Source organism: Halomarinibacterium sedimenti, from assembly GCF_019312585.1.
GTDB lineage: Bacteria > Bacteroidota > Bacteroidia > Flavobacteriales > Flavobacteriaceae > Halomarinibacterium > Halomarinibacterium sedimenti.
This window is the reverse complement of record NZ_JAHWDP010000001.1, coordinates 408,393-432,230: the sequence shown is the minus strand read 5'-3', so window position 1 is coordinate 432,230 and position 23,838 is coordinate 408,393. Positions and strand designations below refer to the sequence as shown.

Here is a 23,838-nt window from a genome sequence, read left to right as displayed (position 1 = left end):
GTCGTTAGTGTTTAAGTGTTATATGTCTAAAACTTCAGAAATTACTGAAGCATAGTCTGGTATTCTTCCTACGTTTTGCAATTTTATGGCAGCCATTTTTAAGGCGGCTTCCATGCATTTTTCATTCGATTTTTCTTTTAAATAAGCAAATAAGAACCCACTCCAAAAAGCATCTCCCGCTCCCGTAGCATCCATAATTTTTTCCACTTTTAAAGCCGAAAGCGATATTACAGGTTTTCCTTTTTCACTAAGTTTTGCGCCCTCTTTTCCCAGGGTGAAACACACCATTTTAGCACCTAAAGCGTGTAAGTGATTAAAGACCTCTTGGTGAGACATCCCTTTGCCAAATAGGCGATCTACATCATCCTGACTTACCTTCACCAGGGGTTCTAGACTACAATACGCTTCAATGGTTTTTTTTGCCGTTTTTGTGTTGGGCCAAATCTTTTCAGAATAATTGATATCAATACTTAATTGGCAACCCAATTCCCTTGCTTTTTTTGCTTTTTCTAAGATAGTATTTCTGGCGGGTTTTTTACTTAATGCAAAACAAGTTGTATGAAAAATCTTCGCATTCTGAAGTAAAGTATCCGGTAATTGCTCTTCATTAATTAATGTATCTGCACCTCTAAATGCAATAAACTCTGGGGTGCTTACCGTTCTATTTACGAAGATGACTGTGGTCGGTTTTTCAGAAGTTTCAGCTAAGTAATGAACCCCTACAGCTGCCTCTTTTAAACGAGTAACAATATAATCTCCAAATCCGTCCTTGCCAACCGTTGCGACCATTTCTACATGCGCTCCTAAGCGAGCCATATTCATCGCTACATTGGTAGGACTTCCTCCCAAATACCGATGATAATCCTTTGTATTGTTAATAGGTTCTTCGGTCTGTTCGCCAATAAAATCGATAAGTGTTTCTCCCACACAAACAATGTCAATTTCTTTACTCATTCTTACTTAAAAATAGTTTCGGGTGTTGTTAATTCGTTTAATTGTGAAATGTATTTTGAATCCAATAAGGACAATCCTAATTGGTAAGATGCATTCATCCAGCCAAATCCTTCTTTGGTAATATATTCAAACTCGGTGCCTACGTTTCCGTACTCAGCAAACACTTTATGAGTAGCACTTACCACATCATATTTTTCAGGAATAGTGCCGTTGTAGTCCACGGCATTTTTGGTAATCATATACAACCATCGATAGACCAATTCCTGTAGTTCGATTTCATATCCGTACTGCTGTAATCCTCTCCAAATCATCATTTGGTGGGGTGCCCATCCGTTGGGGTAATCCCATTGTTTTTGCGGACGTTCTTTTGAAATTTCTCCACGACTCTCTTTGGTGCACGATGCAATTCCTCCTTTTTCTTTTAATAACGGAAGGGCATTGGTAATTACTTTTTTGGTTTGCTCTTTTGAAGCCATTTTTGCCCAAAGCGGCGTAAAAACAGTAGCTGAAACAAAGTTGGTTTGCTTTTGTGTTTTAAAATTATAATCGAAATACATTCCTTTGGCTTCATTCCAAAGTAGAGAATTTACTTTTTCTTTTCTTTCGGAAGCTTTTTTAAGCCAATAGGATGAAGTGTATTCCTTTTCCCCAACAATAAAAGAGTTATCAAATTCATTCTGAATGATGTCGGCAAAATCGGTTTCGTATTTGTATAAAAAGGCATTGAGTTCTACGACGTTTAAATCGGCACAAATGCCTTCCAATCGGTAGGAGGTATCGTGTCCCGATTCGCGAACGCTTCGGTCGTGTACAAAGTAGTTATCTAACCCAGGATTTTCAATTTTACCCTTCGCATACGCTTTTTCATAAGCCTCAACAGACATATTTGCTTCTTTGGCATATTGGGCTATTTCGTGATGAAAATGACCCTCTTCGGCTTCGGGAGGTTTGCCAATACCTTCGGCGAGGTACCGATTTAATCCATTCTCCGTGAGCCGTTTTCCTTTCACCATCCAAACAGTTTCGTATTCTTTAATCGCTGTTTGTAAATGACTTTGTAACCAGTTTTTATCTTTGGTTTTCTCAAATATTTCAACAATTAAAGAAGAGTAGAAAGGTGGTTGCGTTCGGGTTAAATAATAGGATCTATTGGCATTTAATATTTTTCCGTAGTATTCAATTTCGTATTGAAAATTATTTGCCATTCCTAGGGCAAGATCCACACGACCGTCTATGAGTAGGCCAATACTTTCAAAATAGCTATCCCAACCGTACATTTCGTTAAATCTTCCCCCAGGAACTACAAACGGTTCTCCTTTAATTTCATCGTCTTTTTCAGAAAGTTTTAAGGATAAAATGCCTGGTTTGTTATTTAGCTTTTTTACGTACTCTGGAGTAATTTTCTTTGGTAACTGAATAACTTCCAATGGCATAGAATGCTTTAATCGCATATAATAGTCTAATGCTAAAACATCTTTTTGTGGCACATAGACCCTTAATAAAGATTCGGCTTCAAGCGACTCATTTTTGGTGTCACTTAATAATTCCTGAATTCCTTTCTCATCCATCGTTCGGGTAAGTCCGTTCCAGTAATTCTCACGAATCATTCTAGAAATTCTTTGGGTGGGAGCTTCTTCAATATTATGGATGGAAATCTCAGCAATCTCTTCCTTAGTGTCTAATGCCAAAACTAATTCTTGTAATAGGTTCGAAAGAAAATAAGTGCCTTTCACCTCATAGGATTCGCCATTTGTACTGTTCAGCATAAACGATTTAGGCCCTTGATCTTCGATGGTAATTTTTTTATCGCCATCGGTATCTTCTTGGGATAATAATGCTTCTAATGTACTTTGTATGTTAAGGTTGAAAATCATTATGATTCCAAGGTAGTTTCAGTTGTAAGTCTATTGATAATAAAAAAGATAAAAAACATTAGGGCAAAAGGGATTAGGGATAGATAAAACACCTTATCCCCACCAAAGGAATCGAATAAATTTCCTATTAAAAGTGATCCTAAAGTACCACCCACAGCTGAGAAAAATGTTAGTATACCGGCTAGTGAACTGTGCTTGCTTTTTTCAACACTACTTAATACGGTGGAATTAACCAATGGATAAAGAGGTGCTAAAAACAATCCAATTAAGGGAAATAAATATGAAACCACGGGCAAATCTGCTAACGAATTAATTTCAATAGCATCGATGTTTTTCGCAAGTGGGAGCACTAAAAGAACCAATACCACAGCAAGGATGACACATACAACTGAGATGTAAAACCATTTTACTTTTTTAGCAATTATCCCGGTTAAAAACCTTCCTAAAGCTATAGAAACCATTAATAACACTGCCATTTGAGAGCTCAATTTGGCATCTAATTTTAAAGTGTCCTTATTGAAAGTGGGAAGCCAGGTCATGATACCTTGCTCGGTCATCACATATAAAAATGCAAATGCAACAAACACCCAAATAAGGGGTTTCGTAAATAAATTAAGCATTTGTGCAAAGTCTTTGGAAAAACCTTCGGAAGGGCTTGAAGTAATATCAAATTTTGAAAATAAGATAATTATGAAGGCAACGGCTATTAAGGCTGCCATTAATAAATATCCCCGAAGCCATGCATTTTTATCCACCTCATCGTTGAAGAACAGCGGAAAAATAACATACATGAAAATAATCCCCAGCATAAATACAGTTTCAATTAGATTCATCAATGAACTGTGACTTTTTTTGGAATCGGTTATATAGCCAATTAAAGCAAAGACGGCCACTTTTACAACGGCAAAACTTAATCCTGTGGTTAAAAATAAGAGCTTAACAGACCAGAATGAATTGCCAAAATACATGCCCAAGCAAGCAAAAAATACCACCGCTAAACTAATAAGCATAGCGCGTTTAAATCCAAGTCGAGGCAAGAAAGAGCCCACTGCAAAGGCCATAATGGCAATGGAGAGGTCTTTAAATAATTCTAAAAATGCGGCATCGGGCTTTGCGATTTCATAAATGGTTTGTGATCGTTCCACTAATATTCCCACACTATTCAATAGTGCGGCAAAAACAAAATAAATTAGGAATAGTGATATTTTAATACCTGCATTTTTCATATTAAGTTAGTATTAAGATTCCTCTTCGTAAACCGATTTGGTAATGTTAAGTCGCATGGCTAAAAAGGCTGCGATGGCAAAAAAGACTCCTGCAAAGAGTATGGCGTTGATGGCATTGTTACCTAATAAATATTTATAAATAGGACCGAAACTTAGAGTTTGTATAAACATGGGAATGACAATCATCATGTTTAAAATTCCCATATAGACCCCTCTTCTTTCTTGCGGCACAACTTTGGAAACCATGGTATAGGGAATTCCCATCATAGCAGCCCAGCCTATACCAAATAACACCATTGGGATTAAGACCAAATTAGGGTCTGCGATATATGGAATCGAAAACAATGCCGCGGCGGTACCCAATAAACTTAAAGCATATATCTTTTTACCTCCAAACTTGAGAGTTAACGGTACCAACATAAGCGCCACTATCATCGTCACCGTGTTATAGGTGAGACTCATTTTGGCGGCTTGGGAAGCTGCTTCAGAAGTAGAATAATTAAATGTTTTCATGAAAAGGGGTGTCGTAAACTGCCAATAAATAAAAAGCGCATACCATTGAAATAGGTATACGGCACCAATTTTCCACATAAATTTGGGCATTTCTTTAATGGCATCCCAAATTTCCACAAAGGGTTTCCCCGCTTTTTGAAGAAAGGGTAGTGCTTTAATTTTGTTGATTTCATCCATTTCATCATCAGTTGGAGGAATCTCCGGTGTTTTGATCACAGACCATAAAATGGTGGTTAACGAAAGAAATGCACCAATATAAAAGGAATAATAAATCCATTGCGGAATGGTTCCCGCAACCTCTACTGTTTCATCGCCAAACAAATATTGAAACAGGACGATAGATCCATTAGCCAAAAGAATTCCAGCACCTACAAATAAACTTTGCATTTGGTATCCTAAGCTCAATTGCTTTTCAGGTAGTTTATCTCCTACAAAAGCGCGATACGGCTCCATTGCCATATTATTACCCACATCCAAAATCCATAATAATCCAACAGCAAACCATAACAATGGACTATGCGGGAATGCGAACAAACATATACTTCCCATGAGCGCGCCTATTAAAAAATAAGGCTTGCGTCTTCCCCAACGAGAGGACCAAGTTTTATCAGACATGGCTCCAATGATTGGTTGCACTATTAAACCTGTAACAGGCCCCGCAATATTTAAAATAGGAAGCATTTCTTCTGGTGCTCCTAGGTATAAAAATATAGGGTTTATGGCAGTTTGCTGAAGCCCAAAACTATATTGGATTCCTAAAAATCCAACATTCATATTTAGAATTTGCCAAAAGGATAAACTTGGTTTTTTAGACATAAAGGAAGAATTTATGAGTCGTTAGTTTTATGTTACTGCCAAACCTTAGCAAATAACACTGTAATATCTACAATTTTTAAGAAAAAAAGATTTTTTAAAAGGGTAAATTAGGAATATGGCAACGAAAACGTTATCGAAATAGACAAAGTGTGATTATTATTCGTTGTTTATTGCCAAATTCATAAAGACAATGCCTGATGCCGTATAACCCATTTGCGTTTTCCCTCCAACTTTTAAAGTTTTGGAGTTGAAATATTCTTGAAAATCCCAAGCTTTATTTTCTAAAACTGTTTCGGTAAATGCAGAAACAATCTTTTGAGCTTCTTTTTTCATTCCATTTTTTGAAAGTCCTAAACAAAATAGTCCCATCCATACAGGCCAAATGCCACCATTATGAAAATCGCCAGGATGATTTTTAAAACTGAAAGAATAATTTCCTTCTAGTAAATTCCAATCGTCATTTTCTTTTGTAACGACAGGCCAAAAAGCAGGAATTAAATTATTGGGAAGTGTTTCTATGAAAGTTGAAAGAGCATCTTTTTGAGTATTATTCAATTGAAACTGAAGCAGCGCTAAAGCATTGGCAGCGGCATCAAATCGCAAGTCGTATTTTCCTGGCAAAATAAAAGCGCCAAAGTGGTTTTGCTTTTTCTGTTGCGCTTTTTGAAGAGCAGGCTTTTGATAGATGAGCTTGTCTTCAATAGTTTCAGAAGGCCAAAAATTGGCTTCTGTTTTTTTTAAAATAGCCTCACATTCTGTGGTACTTTTTCCTTCAATCTCCAAGAATAGTTTTTCGCTCCAAAGCCTCAGCATATTATCATACAGGGTATATCCGTGTATGGGATATTCGTCGGCCCAATTCCCACTTAGAGGTGTGTAAATCCACCCTTTAGTATTGAATTCGGAAGCTTTTAAGAAAATGCGACATTTTTCAATGGCAGGTTTTAAAAGTTGCCAAGCTGCTTCATCTTTGGTTTCTTTAAAATATAAACAAGCCCCTACCATAAACCAGGTATTAGCATCTATTCGCCCCACTAAGCTTCCAAAGGAGGCATCCGTTCCGTTGGGCAACACATTGGAAGGAATCATTCCTAGTTCATTCTGACTTTTAGCCAAAATAAGTAATGAATTTTTTAATCCTTCAATAACTATTTCATCCTTAATCCATAGTCCAGCAATACCACAAACCATACTGTCTCGTGCCCAAATGCGCTTGTAATTATCGGCTTCAATAGTGCTAGCCAAAATTCCATTAGGGGTGGTTAGGTTATGTAATAACGATACCGCTTGTGTATAGAGATCGGAAAATTGCATGGATTGAAATTAGTATACGAAGTTACAATTAATCTTCTTTTATGGGAAGGTAAACATCGGTTTTCCATTGCAATTCGTCCCCTCCCATATTGGGATTGTTGTGGAATACTTCTATCGGAAGCATACTTACTTCGAGATTCTTGTTTTTGGCATATTTTTCTAAAGCATACCATGCTCTATCGGAAGTAATATAATTTCCATTATAAACCGCCTTCATACTCTTTTTTGAAGGAAACTCTTTAATGGAAATAAATGCATTCCCTCTTACAGAATCGGTTTTTTTAAACGGAAAGCAAAAATGATAGGAAATACTATCTTTCTCTCTATTCCAAGAGGTGATTTCAAGAAAAGGACGCCCATTGGCTTCGAGATTATTTTCATCAATAAAAGAAGAAAGCAGACTGAAATTCGCCATCATACCCCTGGCTTTTTCAATTTGAAGACAATCGACCGAAACATAAGCAGCATAACTACTGGGGGAATCTTCTATTCCTTCAATCTTTATTCTTATTTCTTTTAAATGATTTTGAAGCGATTCCAAAAATGCTTTCGCAGTTTGTTTCGCTGTTTTTTCGAGAATAGGTTCCGAAAAGGGGATAAGGACTCTGTTTTTAAAGGTATGCGCTTCGTTTTTTACAAATGCTGAAACCTTAACGGTACTATCGTTTACGTTTTTCAGTTTCCATAAATACGTATAGGTGGAATCGTTTCGCCTTATAGTTTGAAGAAGTTCCGCTTCGTTAATTTGTTGAATAGGCTGGGGGTTTTCCAAAGACGAATTCCAAGATTTAATGGATTGATTTACTGTACCGATAGTGGTTTTAGTTTCAAAATTTATCTGGTAATCATATTCTTTGATAAAGAAGTACCAAATTAGAAAGCCAAGAATTCCAAAAATAAAAACTCCTTTAATTATTTTCATCTGTATTAGATATTTGACGATTCAGAAGATGGAATGCCCTATTTATTCATCTTCGGAGGGTTTGAAAATTTTGTTGAAGGGCATTTCATAATTACTCTACCTTCATTTTAAGTTTTTCATTTACAAGATTTCCTACTTGCACTCCTTGATTGATGCCATTTTCAACGGCAGCACGATAATGAATTCCTCCATACATACGGCTAATCGCTGCCTCTTGCGCTGCCGCCTTAAATGAAGAAAACGAACGCACTGGAAGTCCGTAGGGAAGTTCGGTATCGTCTAAAAACTTAAAATTGTCACCAAAGATATCGGTTAATACCGTAGCCGAAGCTCCAGAAACTACCGAGTGTCCACTACTATACTCTGGGAAGGGTGGGGTTTGTAAAATGGGCTTCCAGTTTTCATCAATATGCTGATTGATTAATGTTTCTGGGCGAATGAGGTTGCTTCGATATTTTTCGTCCCAGCAGCTAATAAACCCATCAAATAAGGCTATGGACGTTTTTGTATAGGCATAGACCGTATCCTCAAAACTGGACTCGGTATTTTTACATGCTATTTCGGCAATCCCCATCCAATGGGCACCTGGAGTAATTTTTTTGGTGGCAAACATTAAGTGTCCTCGTGTCACCGAAACATAAGGATTGCAATCCCAAAATTGTGCAATTTTAAGCCCTTCAGATTCTTCCCCTTCTTTTGTAATTTCTTCTGAAATGGTATACACTTCTTCCAGCTCTTTATAGAAATCACTTTCTTTTTCTAAGGAAAATGCTGGCGGAGGAACAGGTTTAAATTGAGAAGCCGAATCCAAAACAAAAGGACGTATTTTATTCCAATGCGGCTCAATACCATCCATATATGAAGGAGGTGTGGGTTGCCACCGTGAGGGCTCTTCGGTGATAATGGTAAACTTAGGCATGGTACGTGTTTGCTTGTAATTATCACCATCCATCCATGATTTAATGTGATCTGCCACTTGTAAACCATATTCTTTAGAGGCATTAAATACAGCTTCATTTTGACCTTTCCATGTGTTGTAAAGACTATCGCTGTAACGCTCCATCATTTCTTCCGAAAAAATGACGGTTTTGCTTACATCCATATGTGCAATTAATGCTGCCAAGGGATAGTTTACATTTTTATTATCGGTTGTTGGAATAGGCGAGAGGTGCTTTATTTGGCCAGCCAATGATTGATACGAAGGATTATTCTGTGCAATAATCTCATAGGCGGCAATATTGGGATAGGCGTAAATTCTACTAGCTACAGGTGGCGAAAAAATATCGTGTACCATGATTTCGGTAACCTTGTCAACGGCATTTTGATAATCGGTGCTGGTAATTACAATGGGTTCTTCTTTTTTACAACCTAATAATACCAGTGGGACCATCAAAATGGCAACTATTTTACTCATTGATTTCATATACTTCGGCTTTATCATTATTATTTACGACTAATAAATAGGGTTTATTTTTAATTGAAATTATTTTTAGATGTCGAACAGATTTTTGGGTAAAATTGAGTCCTAAACTACTTCCTAAAGTGATTTCACTTTCTGAAGAAATTAAAGCACCTGGAAAGCTATCATACCTTCCATGGAAAGGAATGACGCCAAAATAATTCCCTCCGGCCAGGACTTCCGTTTTTCCGTCTCCATTAAAATCGAAATCCACAAAGGCTTTTATAGGTGAAATTTGAAGTTCATTGGCAAACGATACAAAAGTAAAGCTGCCTTTGTTGTTTCTCAAAAATCCTGAAGCCAAAGTGTGAACTTCAAAAATAGTAGCTTTATTCAATTTGTCCCCAAAAACTTCTTCCATGGTTTTACCTGCAAAGTCTTTATAGGTATTGAATTTCTTACGAAGGAATACCATTTGCCCTGCGAGATCATCTAATCCTAAAAGCGGATAGTATTTTCCATTCTTTTCAATAGCCACCACCGTTTCGGTACTTCCATTTTCATCAAAATCGGCGTAGTACATTTTCATCGGAAATGTTGAGGAGGCTTTAAACTTGCTGTTCAATCCCCAATTTCCTAAAAGATAATCTTGGTCTCCATCATCATCCATATCAAATGGAATTATCGTTTGCCAAAGACCGTTCAGTTTTTCACGCATGGGAAAGCTTTCTTCCCAAGAGTTATTTTTAAATTCATAGAAACGAGGGGGCATCCATTCGCCAACGACAATTAAATCTATTTGTCCATCGCCATTAAAGTCGTCCCACAGTGCATCGGTGACCATGCCAAGATCCTTTAGTTCTATCATGTTTGGGGTAGTTCCAACAATATAAGACGGAACGGTTTTTCCGAAATCCATGGGTGCAGAATGATTTCCAATAAAAATGGGTGTCATCTCATTTGTTTTGTCCAGTTCTTGATACATCGCCTTTATGACTGAAGTATTGAAGTATGTACTATCGAATGAACGCTCCATAAAAAGTGTGTCATTGGTTTCTGTTAGTAAGGAATTCTGAAACACTTTTAAACTTGGTGATATTAAGTTTCCTCCCTTACCTACTAAATTTATGAATTGTGAATTTCCATCAAGGCTAAGGTAACAGGAAGTGACGGCTTCACTAATACTATCCATTGCCAAATTTGGCGCATCTCTTAATTGAAATTTTTCTTCTAATTGGGAATAAATAACAGACATCTGATTTCTAGCTCCCCCCAAAAAAATATCTTCTTTCCCGTCACGGTTCATATCACCAATCGCCACAGCGGGCCCTCTATCCGACACTTCATAAGGAATAAGTTTCTGGTAGTTGAAATCGGTGTGATTGTCCTCTTTGTGAGTGTAATGAATCCCTAAATTTCCTTCTACTTTTGTAAAGAGTTTCTTCCTTTCTTTTTGTTGGTAAGAATACGAAACTGTATTTTCTGGCTTGATGGTCAACAATTGATTAACGGCAACATTTTTAAGCACTTGTTGAGTTTTATTAGGCCAAATTATCTTTAACGAATCAATGGTCTTTTCAGTTCCAAATCCAAAATGAATAATGGGTTGCGACGAGGCTTGAAATCCGCGTGCGGTATTTAATTCTTTATATTGCAATATACCATTCTTGTATGATATTGCCTTAGTTCCGAAGCCTTGTGGGTTTTTATCTTGATATTGAAATTGAAGTTTCAAATAGGAGTTATTTCCATTGGTGTTGTTAATATAAATGCTTGCGGGTTCATTACTATTGTTCGAAACGATATCTAAATCGCCATCATTATCCAAATCGCCCACAGCGCTTGCACCAGAAATGGAAGGAAGTCCAGCTCCCCAATCTTTGGATACATCTTTAAATTGTAAGGCATTTTCTCCTTTGAAAAAGTAATTAGCTACTTTTCCAGAAGGCATTAATTCTAAAGCTTTTTGATCGACTAGGCGGGAATTATTTAGTTTATTATGTATCTCTTCATTAGAGATATAGCGTATAAAATCTAAGTTATTAGGTCGTTTTGGAATACCATTGGAGATAAACAAATCCTGTTTCCCGTCTTGGTCATAATCGCCAAATAGTGCACTCCAACTCCAATCGCTGGCGGCCACATTGCTTAACAAGGCAGTTTCTAAATATGGAGCATCTGGCTGACTTACAAAAAGCATATTTCGGGTATATTGATAATGATATCCGTATTGCTGAGTACGCATTTTAAGGGTTTGGTACATATCATCTCCCTCAGAGGATTTAATAACACTATCCTCTTCTGGTAACATATCCAGCGTTAATAAATCTGGCCAACCGTCATTATTGATGTCTGCCACGTCATTCCCCATAGAGAAGCGGCTGGTATGTCCAAAATATTTCCGAAGGCTTTCAGTAAAGGTGCCATCCCCATTATTTAAATAGAAATAATCGTCCTCGTGAAAATCATTTCCCACATAAATATCGGGATACCCGTCTTGGTTAAAATCGGCTACAGAAATTCCTAAACCGTAACCATTTATGCCCCCAAAAATTCCTGCTTCTTCGCTTACATCGGTAAAAGTGTCGCCATCATTTCGAAGGAGTTTGTCACCTGTTTTTTCGTTTCGGATGTTTCGGATTTGAGCTCTTCCAAAGGACTCTTCGGTATGTACAGCGTGGTTCAAAATATAGAGGTCCATATCGCCATCCAAATCATAATCTAAAAAGGCAGCGGAAGTTCCGTAGCATTGGAAATCGAGCCCGTATGCCTTCGATTCTTCAGAAAAAGTATTGTCTTTATTATTGATAAACAATTCATTATGGCCTTCAAAACCATTAATGCCCACCACGGCTAACACATAAATATCGAGCCATCCATCACCATTTACATCAACCATGATGGTTCCTGTATTCCAAGTGCTATTTCCTTGAACGCCTGCTTCTAATGTAATATCTTCAAACGTTAAGTTCCCTTTGTTGAGGTAAAGTTTATTTTTTTCCTGATTGGACGAGAAATATAAATCGGGTAAACCATCATTATTAATGTCACCCATAGCAACTCCGCCTCCATTATAGAAATAGAGGTAATCGAGGATGTTGAGAGAGTCGGTTTCAGTAATGGTATTCTGAAAAGTCACCCCCGATTTTGAGGGAGATAATAACGAAAATAGCGTTTGCTCCTCTTTTTGACAACTCGCCAATAAGAGTAGAAAAATAGTAAGGATCCAGTATGTTTTAATTAATTGCAAATACTCGAGGTTTTTCATTATTAATAGCGACTACAAAAAACACATTACCATTTTTATCTTTTATGGGCTGAATATGTTTCACTTCTTCCTTTATAAAGAATCCGCTTTCATTATAATTTTGCCATTCGAAATCTAAGTTGCCTTGATTTAAAAGCACATTACCATAATCTGCATCAAGACGAGAAAATTGTGGTTTAAATTCAAAATTATTTCCACCCATAATGATATCCGTTTTTCCATCTTTGTTGACATCGGCACAGGCAATTCCGCATACGCAAGATAGTTGTGATCGTGCAGGGAGCGGTTTGGTAGCAAACGTTCCATCACCATTATTTATGACTATCATTGTTTCGGAAGTAGTTACTTGTTTTACGGTGGTTTTCTTTAATACGGCTTCCGGAAATAATTCTTGAATGGATTTTTTTGCATATTCTGAAGCTTTTAAATTTTGCTTTTTAAGCGCCACCATTTGCGTGGTTAATTCTCTTTTTTGATGCACAGGCATATCTTTTCCATTAATAGTTTGGGTAACAATTTGTTCAAAAGTTCCGTTATTATCAAAGTCGTTCACCCAGAGTTTCATCACGTTTTCTGAAGAAGGAGTGTAATGAAGATTTTTCCCTTGGTTCCCTAAAATAAAATCTTCGTCCCCATCGCCGTCAATATCTACAGGCTGAATAATATTCCACCATCCTTGAAGATTGTCCAGTGTGGAAGATTGTTTCTTTAAAACCCCATTTATATTTCTATATACCAAAGGGGCACCCCAATCTGAAACGGTAACTAATTCCTTTTGAGAATCGCCGTCAATATCCACCCATTTGGCATCGGTAATCATTCCACTTAGTTTTAGCTCTTTCGTTATATCTGGCGCAGTATTTATAAAGACGCCATTTCCTTCATTACGTAATAAAATATGACTAGGATCCATTCCATACACCCCAACAATACTTCGTGAACCCACAAATACATCGATATCGCCGTCATTATCAAAATCGTTTGCCGCAATTGTAGAAATGTTATTGATATTGGATACTTGAGGAAGGCTTCCTTTGGTGAAGTTGCCTTTGCCATCATTTAAATACAACCGAATACTCTCTCGAGCCGATTCATTAACTTGATTCCCACCGGAGCCTACCATTAAGTCCAAATCGCCATCCCCATCGGCATCAAAAAATGAGGCTGCAGTATCTTCAAAAGCACGATCTATTTCAAGGGCAGTACTTTTTTTCGGTTTTAAATCTCCATTTCCATTGTGTATAAAAATGGTACCCGCTTGATCTTTTGCTCCTCCAATAAACACATCTTCATTTCCATCTCCATTAATGTCCCCAGTTGCTAGGCAAGGTCCTTCTTGGGATATTTTTTTGTAGATAAGCCCTTCATAGTCAAAATCGTTGTATTCGTTTTCATTGTGTTTTGTCAATAGCGTATTTGGAATTTCTTTTAGAAGTGTTTTTTGAGTTTCTTTTTTCGGAATTTTAAACACTCCAATATTCTCTTTATGTTTAAAAGTAATAACTTGATTAGCATTAATTTGCTCCATTTTTGAGGTGGTGTGGTCTGGCCAAATCACACGAATGGAATCAATTTTTTTGGTATTTCCTAAGCCAATAGTCATTGGGTAGTCCATTGAAGACTGAAACCCTCGCGAAGGGATTAGTTCTTGCAGGACAACGTTTCCTTCGTAGTACATTTTAACAGTAGTACCCACGGCAAACGGGTTTTTTTGTGAACCTTCAAATTTTAAGGTGATGTGATTGTAATTGGAAACCTTTTCTGAATTGTTTTCATATAAAAACGTTTGCATATTTACATTATTCACGACTAAGTCTAAATCTCCGTCATTATCCAAATCGCCATAGGCTGCACCATTAGACATGCTTGGCACACCTAGTCCCCAAGCCTCTGCTTCATTGCTAAACGTTAAATCCCTATTGTTTTTAAAAGCATAATTTGGAATAGGGACTACGGGCATTTTATTAATGATGGAGTCAATGGCTTCTTTTCTTCCTGTGAGCGCCATATCCTGAATAATTTCATTAGCAAAAAAGTCGACAAAATCGAGATCGGTGAGGTCGTGATTGATTCCGTTTGTCACAAAAATATCTCGAAATCCGTCATTGTCCATATCAAATAACAATCCAGACCAACTCCAGTCGGTGGCCGAAACTCCACTGAAATAGGCAATTTCAGAATAGCTACCGTTTCCATTATTCAATTGCAGTGTGTTTTGAATGTACTGCTGATAAAAATCTTTGCCTTGCTTCAGTTTAAATACATTATAGCCTTCAAATTCCATCACAGATTTTACCCGTTCGTCACCTTCGGGAAGCATATCCGTGATAAATATATCGGCATTTCCGTCATTGTTTATATCTGCCATATCAACACCCATAGCTGATAAACAAAGGTGCGACATCCAATTTTCGATATCTTCTGTAAAGGTTCCATCTTGATTATTGATGTATAAATAATCTCGCTCGTAAAAATCGTTGGACACATAAATATCTGGGTATAAGTCATTATTTACATCACTCACCATAACACCTAGTCCAAACCCAATTAAACTACCGTAGATACCAGCTTCTTCACTCACCTCTACAAATTTTCCATTATCATTTCTAAGAAGCATGTCTCCCACACCTCGAAACATTTTTGGAACATTCCAATCTTGAGCTCTTACATCTCGCTGATGCGCAAAACCTAAACTGCTGACAGGAATATTACTGTTATTCAAAATATAGGCATCTAGGTCACCATCAAGGTCATAGTCAAAGAAAGAAGCATGAGTGGTAAAACCGGTTTCGGCAAGATTGTATTCCTTGGCCATTTCAGTAAAAGTGAGGTCTCCATTGTTGATGTACAAATCGTTATTATGATTTTCCCCTTCCATATTTCCAGCATTGCTCACATAAATATCCAATAGGCCATCGGCATTAATGTCTACCATAACCACCCCTGTTGACCAAGGCTTGTTTCCAGCTACTCCAGCTTTTTCAGTAATATCCTCAAAAACCATATTGCCTTTGTTGAGGTATAATTTATTTTCTTCCATATTGGCGGTAAGGAAAATATCAGACAGACCATCGTTATTGATATCTCCAATAGCAACACCACCACCGTTGTAGAAATTTCTATATTTAAAAATATTGAAGTCCTTTTGGTTTACAACCTTGTTGGTAAACGTAATATTAGATTGTGATGAAGCTACTAATGAAAAAAGTGGCGTGGTCTCTTCTTTACTAGTCTTTTCGTCATTGTTGGTAGTACAACTTATAACTATGAGAGCTAAGACAATTATGATTGTTTTTGAAAATTGCATATGGATATTCAATTAATTTTTCTTTAAAAATAATGGTGTGTTATTATTACGAGTGATAATTAAATACGTCTCGCTTTTAATTGTTAGTTTCTCGATGCTACGGCATGCACCTGACAACATAAACTTTTCGTCTTTCTTTTCGGTAAAATTAGCTTTTCCGTCATTAATTAATAAGACACCTCTAGAAGCATCTAATCTGCTTAATTGTGTGCTAATTTCAAAATTATTGCCTACTAATAGGAGGTCTAAATTTCCGTCATTATTAACATCTTCTACCCAAATATCATTCACCGATGAGACTTGCGCACCAAAAGGAAGAGTATGTTTTTTGAAGGTATTATTCCCAGTATTTTCAAAATAACAAGATGCCAATTCGTACACCTTTTTTTGAAGCGAATTATTGAGTTTTTCTTCTAAAAAAACTTCTTTCACAGTCGCATTCGCAAAGTCATTAAACGATAAGTATTGTTTGTTCAGAAAAGGCATTTGTTTGGACAATTCCTCCTTTGAGGCTACTGTGGTTTCAGTTCCTTTATAAAAATAGGTGACCACTGTTTCTTCAAAACCATTGTTGTCAAAATCTGTTTTATAAAGGGTAATTGGTTCTTTATGGGAAGCCTTTAAACGGGAATTAAGTCCCCAATTTCCAGCAACCAAGTCAATATCACCGTCATTGTCAAAATCGGCAGCTTTGATCGTGTTCCAAAATCCGTTAGTGGCGTCTAATACATTACCTTTTTGCAAGGTTAATTTCTTTCCGTCATTTATAAAAACGGAAATAGGCATCCAATCACCCACCACAATGGCATCTTTAAAAGTATCGTTGTTAAGATCTACCCAAATAATATCGTTGCAATTTCCAATGTTCATGAATTCGTTTCCATAAAGTTCGGTGACATCCACGAAATTACCCTTTCCATCATTTTTGAATACATATTGCTTAGGGGTGTATCCAAACTTTTGTGGAACCACATTAGAAGTAATGCATACATCTAAAAAGGAGTCATTGTCAAAATCGATAGTAGTGACCTTAGAAGCATTGACAAATACATTTTTAAATTGAGTTGAGTCCTTTCTAAAAACGCCTTTTTCATTTCTATAAAATCTTGGCGAAAGTGCTTTCCCTTCTCTAAATTCATTACCTCCACTAACCACTAGTAAATCTTTAAAGCCATCATTATTGGCGTCAAAGAAAACATGTGAAACATCTTCGTTTAATATATCCTCTTGAAATAATTCCTTTTGTTGCATTTCAAATTTTCCTTCCTTATTCTGTAGATATAGGTGAGATTCCTGTCCTTTGGCACCACTTAAAAAGATATCCTCCAAACCATCATTATTAATATCTGCAACAGAAACCCCAGGACCTTCATTAGCAGTTGAAAAAGGAATGAGTGGATTACGGTTAAATTCAATATTGGTGTTTTCTTTATGCGAATAGGGCAGGGGGGTATCAACTTGAGTTAACAGAACGTTTGATTGAGATTTGAAAATTCTGTAGTAATCTCCATTTGCATTTTTCTGAACAAATTGTAGGGTTTGATTGGCTTCAACATTTTTAATACTTTCAAATGACTTATTTGTCCAAACAACATGAATGGAATCTATTTTTTTTATCGTGTCCATCCCAAAATGTAACTGGGGAGCTACTGCCGAAAGATAGCCTCTTGTGGTATAGTTCTCTTTTAGTACTTTTTGATTTCCACTGTAGACAATCACCTTTGCTCCAATTCCATATCGGTTTGTTTGGCTTCCTTCAAATGTAACCTTAAGATAATTTCTTTTTTGTGGGGATTCGTTTTGTTTGTTTTCTAGAACGAAAGCAGGTTCATTTACATTATTTACAATGAGGTCCAGATCACCGTCGTTGTCTAGGTCTGCATAACAAGCTCCATTGCTAAAAGAGGGTGTTTCTATAGACCAAGCTTCAGAGACATCTTCAAATTGATTGTTTTTTGTATTTCTGAAAAAATAATTGGCCGTCTTCTTTTCAGGAATTTTTTTAATGAATTCCATTTCCTTTTCAGACATATTTTTTCCTAAAGACTTTTGAATATTATCATTGGCAATAAAGTTGATAAAATCCATATCATTTGTAGCTCCCAATATTCCGTTGGTAATGTATATATCATGAAGTCCGTCGTTGTCAAAATCTGCTATTAAAGGGCTCCAAGACCATTCGGTGGCAGCAATACCACTTAGATATCCTGTTTCACTAAAACTGCCATTACCATTATTAAGTTGCAGTGTATTCTGCATAAATTGATAGGCATAACCATTTTTAACATAGTTGGAGTAATTTTGGTAATTAAATTCGGTACCCGAAGTTTTATAGGTTTTTAATTCTTCGGGAAGCATATCTACCGAAATAATATCGGTAAAACCGTCATTATTAATATCGGCTATATCATTCCCCATAGAATAATGCGTGGTGTGCCCTATGGGAGAATTTTCTGAATGAATGACCTCCTTAAAAGTTTTATCACCTTGATTGATGTAGAGATAATCATTCTCAAAAAAATCGTTGCTAATGTAAATATCAGGAAACCCATCATTATTGACATCACTTACTGAAACACCAAGTCCATAGCTAAATTTGCTTTGAAATATTCCTGAGACTTCCGAAACATCTTCAAATAAACCGTCTTTGTTTTCAAAAAGTTTATCACCCGATTCTTTGTTGGGGATATTTCGCATACTGCCTTTTCCATAGTTTTGATTAGGGTTAGTGCTATGGTTTAAGAGATACATATCTAAATCTCCGTCCAGATCGTAATCAAAAAAACTAGCTTGGGTAGAAAACCTAATAAAATCTAATCCGTATTGACTTGCTTCTTCTTTAAAAGTAGGATGCCCATTATTAGAGATTCCTTGGTTAATAAATAATAGATTATGACCTTTTACATTGAGATAATTTCCGGTTTTGCAAATATAGATGTCCATCCATCCATCTTGGTTAATATCTACGATAGAGACACCGTTGGTCCATCCTTTTTCGTTATTGATACCTGCTTCTTTTGAAATATCTTCAAACTGAAAATCACCTTTGTTAAGAAATAATTTATCATCCGATTGATTTGCGGTAAAATAAAGGTCTATAAGACCATCATTATTAAAATCTGCCGAAGCAACACCAGCACCATTATAATAATAGATATAATTGAGAATATTGAGATTTACTGAAGATTCAATCTTGTTCTCAAAATTAATACCTGTTTTACTTGGTGATAGTGATACAAAAAGTGTGTTTTCTTTTTTTGAACACCCAAATATGACAAATAGTAAAATAAAAAGCAGAATTTTTTGAGTGGTCATGCCTAAATTTTGAGAGGTATTTTGCGCAGTTAAATTAGCAAGCTAATTTATGGTTTAGAATAACATCATTGAATTAATTGAACATTAAAAAGATTAATGAAAAATTAAGGAAGTACTTTAAACAAAAAGGTCGCCATTTAGGCGACCTTTTATAGTTTGCTTCTGGTTAAAATTAGTAACCAGGATTCTGAACCAAGTTAGGGTTAGAAAGTAATGCGTTAACTGGAATAGGATAAAGGTTCCAAGTTGGATCTCCAACAGAAGCCTCATTCTTAAATTCCCAGTTTCTAGTAAACTGTCCAAAACGTAACATATCGTTTCTTCTCCAGAATTCTACATAAAGTTCACGCCCTCTTTCAGCAAGCATATCTGCTTCAGATACACTTCCTAGTGGAGTTGCTCCTCTAAGAGTTCTTAGTTCGTTAACTAAAGTTGTTGCGCTTCCTCCCATTCTCATCATAGCTTCTGCTTTCATTAAATGAGCATCTGCATAACGGAATACGATTTCGTGTCCTCTAAATGAACCACCTTCTCCACCTGGGTGATATTTTATAATACGAACACCAGTGTTTTCACCATTTCCAGAAAGTCCTGGCATTTCTTTAGTGAAAACAAGTGGCTCACCTGTTCTATCATTTAATATTGAACCATCCTCATTGTATTGTTGTCCAATTAGGAATCCGTAGCCAATACCTAAGTTATCTGAATTGGCATTAGATGCATCTGGCACCCATCCTCTTCTTTCTTCTTGATTATCTCCAACGTAGTTGCTATTTGGATCACCTTCAAAACTATCGTAAAATTCAGCTAAGGTTGAGAAACCATTCCATCCACCCCCAGTGTTATCTGGAGAGTTTTGGTTATAGTGTAATCCATTCCATATTCTATTTCCAACACCTGTATTTGCGAACCAAATAGTTTCGTTATCCAGAGTTTGCTCGAATAAATCAAAATAACCTGCTTGTAATGCATAACCATCTGCAGCGATTGCGTCAACAAGATCCACTACTCTTTGATAGTTAGGCGCGCTGCCAGTATATCTTTCAGAATTCAAAATAACTTTTGCTAAAAGAAAATTAGCAGCTGCTTTTGTAGCTCTATTGTTACTCTCACTTGGGCCATTCGCGGGTAAATTAGGAATAGCAGTTTCTAGGTCATTAACAACAAAATCATAGGCTTCTTGGGCAGAAAGAACAGAAGGATTCACATCGGCTCCATCTGTTGGGTTTCTATATGGAGCAACACCCCACATATCCAATACAAAGTACATACTAAATGCTCTTAAGAAACGAGCATCAGCTTCTTGGGCTGCAGTTGGACCACTTAAAGGGTCAATGATTTGAGATGCTCTCAAAACATTTTGGTTTAAGTTATTCCAAGTGGAAAGGATATATTGGTGAGTAGCACTCCAAGTATGAGAGTGAAGTGTTCTCCAAATTCCATTATCACCCCAGTCGGTTCCTCTTGTTGGTACTAGAGTTTCATCTGTAGAAACTTCGTTCAAAGCAAAGAAATTTGCTTGATCTCCTAGTTGTCCATAAGTATCATTATAAAGGTTTGTAATAGAAGCATCTACATCTGCTACTCCTTCAAATACTACAGATCCTTCAGCAATAATTGAATCAGTTTCTTCAATTGCTAGGTCTGTACATGATACAGTAATTATAGATAAAAACGCAATTGTAAAAATTGGTTTTAAGTAGTTATAAAATCTTTTTTTCATATTCATTTTTTTTAAAATTTAGCATTAAATCCTAATGTGAAAGTTCTTGGTCTTGGGAAAGATGCATAGTCAATACCAAAAACAGGTAAACCATTAAGTAAGTCTGCACCTGCAGGTGAAGAGCTTACTTCTGGATCAAGACCTGTGTAATCTGTAATTACAAATAGGTTTTGACCTGTTACTGATAAAACTAAGTTTGAGAAGAAAGCATCTTCTTTTAAAGGCCAAGCATAGCTAACAGTAGCATTTTGCATACGTATAAAGTCTCCGCTCTCTAAGAATCTTGTAGAAACATCTGCTGCTGCATCAAAAGATTCTCCAGTCGTTAATACATCTAAAGGTACATTTCTACCTCCTCTAAAAGCACCAGCCGTAAAGAATGCATTAGCTGTGTTATTGTAGATGTAGTGTCCAAATTGTCCAGCAAAGTAAGTAGAAGCGGTCCAGTTTTTATAAGAGAAAGATGTAGAAAATCCTCCAGTTAAATCTGGTAAAGCACTTTTATCCACAAACTCTTGAACGTCTGTTTGGATTGGTTGTCCAGTTGCAGGATCAAATCCTTCAAACTCTCTTAAAAAATAAGAGAATAAAGGTTGTCCAGCTTGAAGCTTTTGAGCAAATGCTAAAGACAATCCTTGTCCACGGATAGTACCTGCGTTAAATTCTCCTTGTAATTCTTCAACCATGTTCTTGTTGTAAGCCACATTAAATCCAGCATTCCAGGAAATATCCTCCCCGTCAATAATATCATAAGCAAGAGAGAATTCAATTCCTTCGTTTACAACTTTTGAATCAGGTAAGTTTAAGAATAAGAATGGTTGTACAGAAGGCTGAGCTGCTAATACATTAAATAACAAGTCTGTTGTTTCTTTTCTGTATACATCAACTGTTCCAGTAAATCTGTCATCGTTAAATCCAAAGTCTAGACCTACTCCGTATTGAGTTGTTTCTTCCCATTTTAATTCAGGATTAGGGAATGATACATCCACAATACCAGGAATGTTGATTTCACCACCATCACTAATTACATCTCCTCCAGCGTAACGTTGTCTTTGGGTAAAGTTTCCGTATCCTAGACCTTCTTGGTTACCAGTAATACCATAACCTAAACGAAGTTTTAAAGTTGAAACTGAATCTCCTACAAAATCTTCATTATTGATTTTCCAAGCAAACGCTCCAGAAGGGAAGATACCATATTGGTTATCCTCTCCAAATCTTGATGAACCATCTGCTCTAACTGTTCCTGTAAATAAATACTTGTCTGCGATTGAGTAGTTAATTCTACCAAAATACGATTGAATTTCATCGGTATTATCAAAAGTGTCAACAAATAAAGATTTAACCCCTAGATTACCAAGACCTACGATAAAATCTGTAGATGGCTCTGGGAATAATCTGTTTACAAAAATACCATCAGAAATATTTCCTGCATATCCGTATTGTTGATAATCTCCAGTGATATTATCTTCAATTCTATTTGCTGTGTTTTCAAGGTCTTCACCCATTTCATTCATATCCTCTGTAAAGAATCCCCATCCACTTATATTTCTTCCATCTCTTTGGAAATCTTGGAATGAATACCCTACAAGAACATCTAAAGATGAGTTTGAGAAATCTTTTTTGTAGTTAAGTGTAGCTTCAAGAAGTTTACTTTCGGTATTAAGGTCATTAATAGCACCAATACCATTACCAAAAGCTCCTTGGTCAAAATTTCTTGCTCTTCCAGAGGCAACAGCTGTTCTTGTTGATTCAGAAGTATCATAACCTAAGTTAATTTTAGCCGAAAGTTCTGGGATAATAGCATATTCTGCAGAGAAATTTACTAAAGCACGGTTCGTGTTAGAAATATTCTGAGTATAAGCTAAAGCCGTTGCTGGACTTAAAAGACCTCCAGTACCATCAAAATCAGGATTTGTTGGCCAAGTTGGGTTGGCTGAATAAGCAGCACCGATTAAATCTCCTCTAAATCCTGCACTTCCACCAAGTGGAGCAGTTTCGTCATTAACACGAGAAATTGAAGATTGTAAACCTAATTTAAGTTTATTGTTCAATAATCTGTGATTCATATTTAAACGACCCGTGATTCTTTCTAAATCACTATTCTCAACAACTCCAAAAGTTTTACCATATCCAAAGGTAGCTCTTAAGTTACCACTACCATAGTTGTTCGAATACGATAAGTCATTGTTAGTTGAAGCTGAAGTTCTGAAAATATAATCTTGCCAATCTGTATTTGAACCAAAATCTTTTTCTGAAACATTAAATCCAGCAAGCTCGGTTTGTTCTAGAAATTCATCTCCAGAAAGTAAGTCATACTTTTTTGGAACAGATGCAATACTCAAATTTGAAGAAAAGTCCCATGAACTACCACGTGCACCTTTACCAGATTTTGTGGTAATAAACACAACCCCATTTGCACCTCTAGAACCGTAAATAGCAGTTGCAGAAGCATCTTTTAGGATACTTATGCTTTCAATGTCATTAGGGTTAAGGAAACTTAAAGGGTTTTTAGAGGCTGTAGTACCAACCCCAATATTTGCTCCTTCTGCAGATGTGTTTCCACCAGATAGTGGAATACCATCTACTACAAACAATGGATTGTTGTTAGATCTAACTGAGTTAGCACCTCGAATACGGATGTCAATACCCGCTCCAGGCTCACCACTGCTTTGTGAAATTTGTACCCCTGCGGTCTTACCTTGTATTAATTGTTCTGGCGATGTAATTACCCCTTGGTTAAAATCCTCAGAGGTTACAGCCGTAACAGAACCAGTAGCATCTCTTACAGTAGTTGTACCGTAACCAATTACTACAACTTCGGCAAGTGACTCAACATCTTCCTGTAAAAATACATTAACAGTTGATTTTCCGTTAACTGAAACCTCTTGAGTGGTGTATCCAATATAGCTAAAAACTAGCACAGCATCAGTGGCAACATTATCAAGAGAATAGTTACCATCAAAGTCTGATTGTGCTCCGTTTGACGTCCCTTTAACAATAACGTTTACTCCAGGAACAGGCCCGTTAGCATCAGATACATTTCCACCAACAGTAATTTGCGCTAATGCGGAACTACCCATTAGTATAAATAATGGGAGCAACAAAAGTTTAGTTAGTAGTTTGTTTTTCATATAATTTTAGGTTTAAAAGTTAATTTTTAATGTTAATAAATAATTATGAAATATACAATAATTTTCCAAGATTTCA

General features: G+C 36.5%; 12 protein-coding genes. All 12 read right to left on the bottom strand.

Translation table 11 applies throughout. The features are described 5' to 3' along the window. Positions 1-18 precede the first annotated feature (18 nt). Complete coding sequence (locus tag KXJ69_RS02060; RefSeq protein WP_219050774.1) at positions 19-954, bottom strand: carbohydrate kinase family protein; 936 nt, start codon at positions 952-954, stop codon at positions 19-21. Positions 955-956: 2 nt separating this feature from the next. Beyond that, positions 957-2,828, bottom strand: coding sequence for an alpha,alpha-trehalase (locus KXJ69_RS02055; protein ID WP_219050773.1), 1,872 nt, complete (start codon positions 2,826-2,828; stop codon positions 957-959). Further along, entirely contained in the window at positions 2,828-4,054 is a 1,227-nt protein-coding gene (locus tag KXJ69_RS02050) for an MFS transporter (protein WP_219050772.1), read from the bottom strand. The genes KXJ69_RS02055 and KXJ69_RS02050 overlap by 1 nt, the downstream gene beginning before the upstream one ends. A 12-nt stretch (positions 4,055-4,066) precedes the next feature. Then, positions 4,067-5,383 (bottom strand): MFS transporter, encoded by a 1,317-nt coding sequence (locus KXJ69_RS02045; protein ID WP_219050770.1) that lies wholly within the window; start codon positions 5,381-5,383, stop codon positions 4,067-4,069. A 156-nt stretch (positions 5,384-5,539) separates the two neighbouring features. Next, on the bottom strand, positions 5,540-6,697 hold the full coding sequence (locus KXJ69_RS02040) for a glycoside hydrolase 100 family protein (protein WP_219050769.1): 1,158 nt from the start codon (positions 6,695-6,697) through the stop codon (positions 5,540-5,542). Between the two features lie 28 nt (positions 6,698-6,725). Next, positions 6,726-7,619, bottom strand: a complete 894-nt coding sequence (locus KXJ69_RS02035) for a GyrI-like domain-containing protein (protein ID WP_219050767.1) — start codon at positions 7,617-7,619, stop codon at positions 6,726-6,728. 91 nt (positions 7,620-7,710) lie between these two features. After that, positions 7,711-9,033 carry a vanadium-dependent haloperoxidase gene (locus KXJ69_RS02030; protein WP_373422831.1) on the bottom strand — a complete coding sequence of 441 codons (1,323 nt, stop codon included), beginning with the start codon at positions 9,031-9,033 and terminating at the stop codon, positions 7,711-7,713. Beyond that, complete coding sequence (locus KXJ69_RS02025; protein ID WP_255571154.1) at positions 9,026-12,286, bottom strand: CRTAC1 family protein; 3,261 nt, start codon at positions 12,284-12,286, stop codon at positions 9,026-9,028. The genes KXJ69_RS02030 and KXJ69_RS02025 overlap by 8 nt, the downstream gene beginning before the upstream one ends. Then, on the bottom strand, positions 12,255-15,593 hold the full coding sequence (locus KXJ69_RS02020; RefSeq protein WP_219050763.1) for a VCBS repeat-containing protein: 3,339 nt from the start codon (positions 15,591-15,593) through the stop codon (positions 12,255-12,257). The genes KXJ69_RS02025 and KXJ69_RS02020 overlap by 32 nt, the downstream gene beginning before the upstream one ends. 12 nt (positions 15,594-15,605) lie before the next feature. Continuing rightward, positions 15,606-18,908 (bottom strand): VCBS repeat-containing protein, encoded by a 3,303-nt coding sequence (locus KXJ69_RS02015; protein WP_219050761.1) that lies wholly within the window; start codon positions 18,906-18,908, stop codon positions 15,606-15,608. A gap of 172 nt (positions 18,909-19,080) precedes the next feature. Beyond that, a complete protein-coding gene (locus tag KXJ69_RS02010) occupies positions 19,081-20,631 on the bottom strand; it encodes a RagB/SusD family nutrient uptake outer membrane protein (RefSeq protein WP_219050759.1) in 1,551 nt (516 codons plus the stop codon). Between the two features lie 11 nt (positions 20,632-20,642). Next, positions 20,643-23,762, bottom strand: coding sequence for a SusC/RagA family TonB-linked outer membrane protein (locus KXJ69_RS02005; RefSeq protein WP_219050757.1), 3,120 nt, complete (start codon positions 23,760-23,762; stop codon positions 20,643-20,645). Positions 23,763-23,838 lie beyond the last annotated feature (76 nt).

Coding starts and splice junctions, on each gene's coding strand:
- KXJ69_RS02060 (WP_219050774.1), bottom strand. CDS start 954: ATGAGTAAAGAAATTGACATTGTTTGTGTGGGAGAAACACTTATCGAT.
- KXJ69_RS02055 (WP_219050773.1), bottom strand. CDS start 2,828: ATGATTTTCAACCTTAACATACAAAGTACATTAGAAGCATTATTATCC.
- KXJ69_RS02050 (WP_219050772.1), bottom strand. CDS start 4,054: ATGAAAAATGCAGGTATTAAAATATCACTATTCCTAATTTATTTTGTT.
- KXJ69_RS02045 (WP_219050770.1), bottom strand. CDS start 5,383: ATGTCTAAAAAACCAAGTTTATCCTTTTGGCAAATTCTAAATATGAAT.
- KXJ69_RS02040 (WP_219050769.1), bottom strand. CDS start 6,697: ATGCAATTTTCCGATCTCTATACACAAGCGGTATCGTTATTACATAAC.
- KXJ69_RS02035 (WP_219050767.1), bottom strand. CDS start 7,619: ATGAAAATAATTAAAGGAGTTTTTATTTTTGGAATTCTTGGCTTTCTA.
- KXJ69_RS02030 (WP_373422831.1), bottom strand. CDS start 9,033: ATGAGTAAAATAGTTGCCATTTTGATGGTCCCACTGGTATTATTAGGT.
- KXJ69_RS02025 (WP_255571154.1), bottom strand. CDS start 12,286: ATGAAAAACCTCGAGTATTTGCAATTAATTAAAACATACTGGATCCTT.
- KXJ69_RS02020 (WP_219050763.1), bottom strand. CDS start 15,593: ATGCAATTTTCAAAAACAATCATAATTGTCTTAGCTCTCATAGTTATA.
- KXJ69_RS02015 (WP_219050761.1), bottom strand. CDS start 18,908: ATGACCACTCAAAAAATTCTGCTTTTTATTTTACTATTTGTCATATTT.
- KXJ69_RS02010 (WP_219050759.1), bottom strand. CDS start 20,631: ATGAAAAAAAGATTTTATAACTACTTAAAACCAATTTTTACAATTGCG.
- KXJ69_RS02005 (WP_219050757.1), bottom strand. CDS start 23,762: ATGAAAAACAAACTACTAACTAAACTTTTGTTGCTCCCATTATTTATA.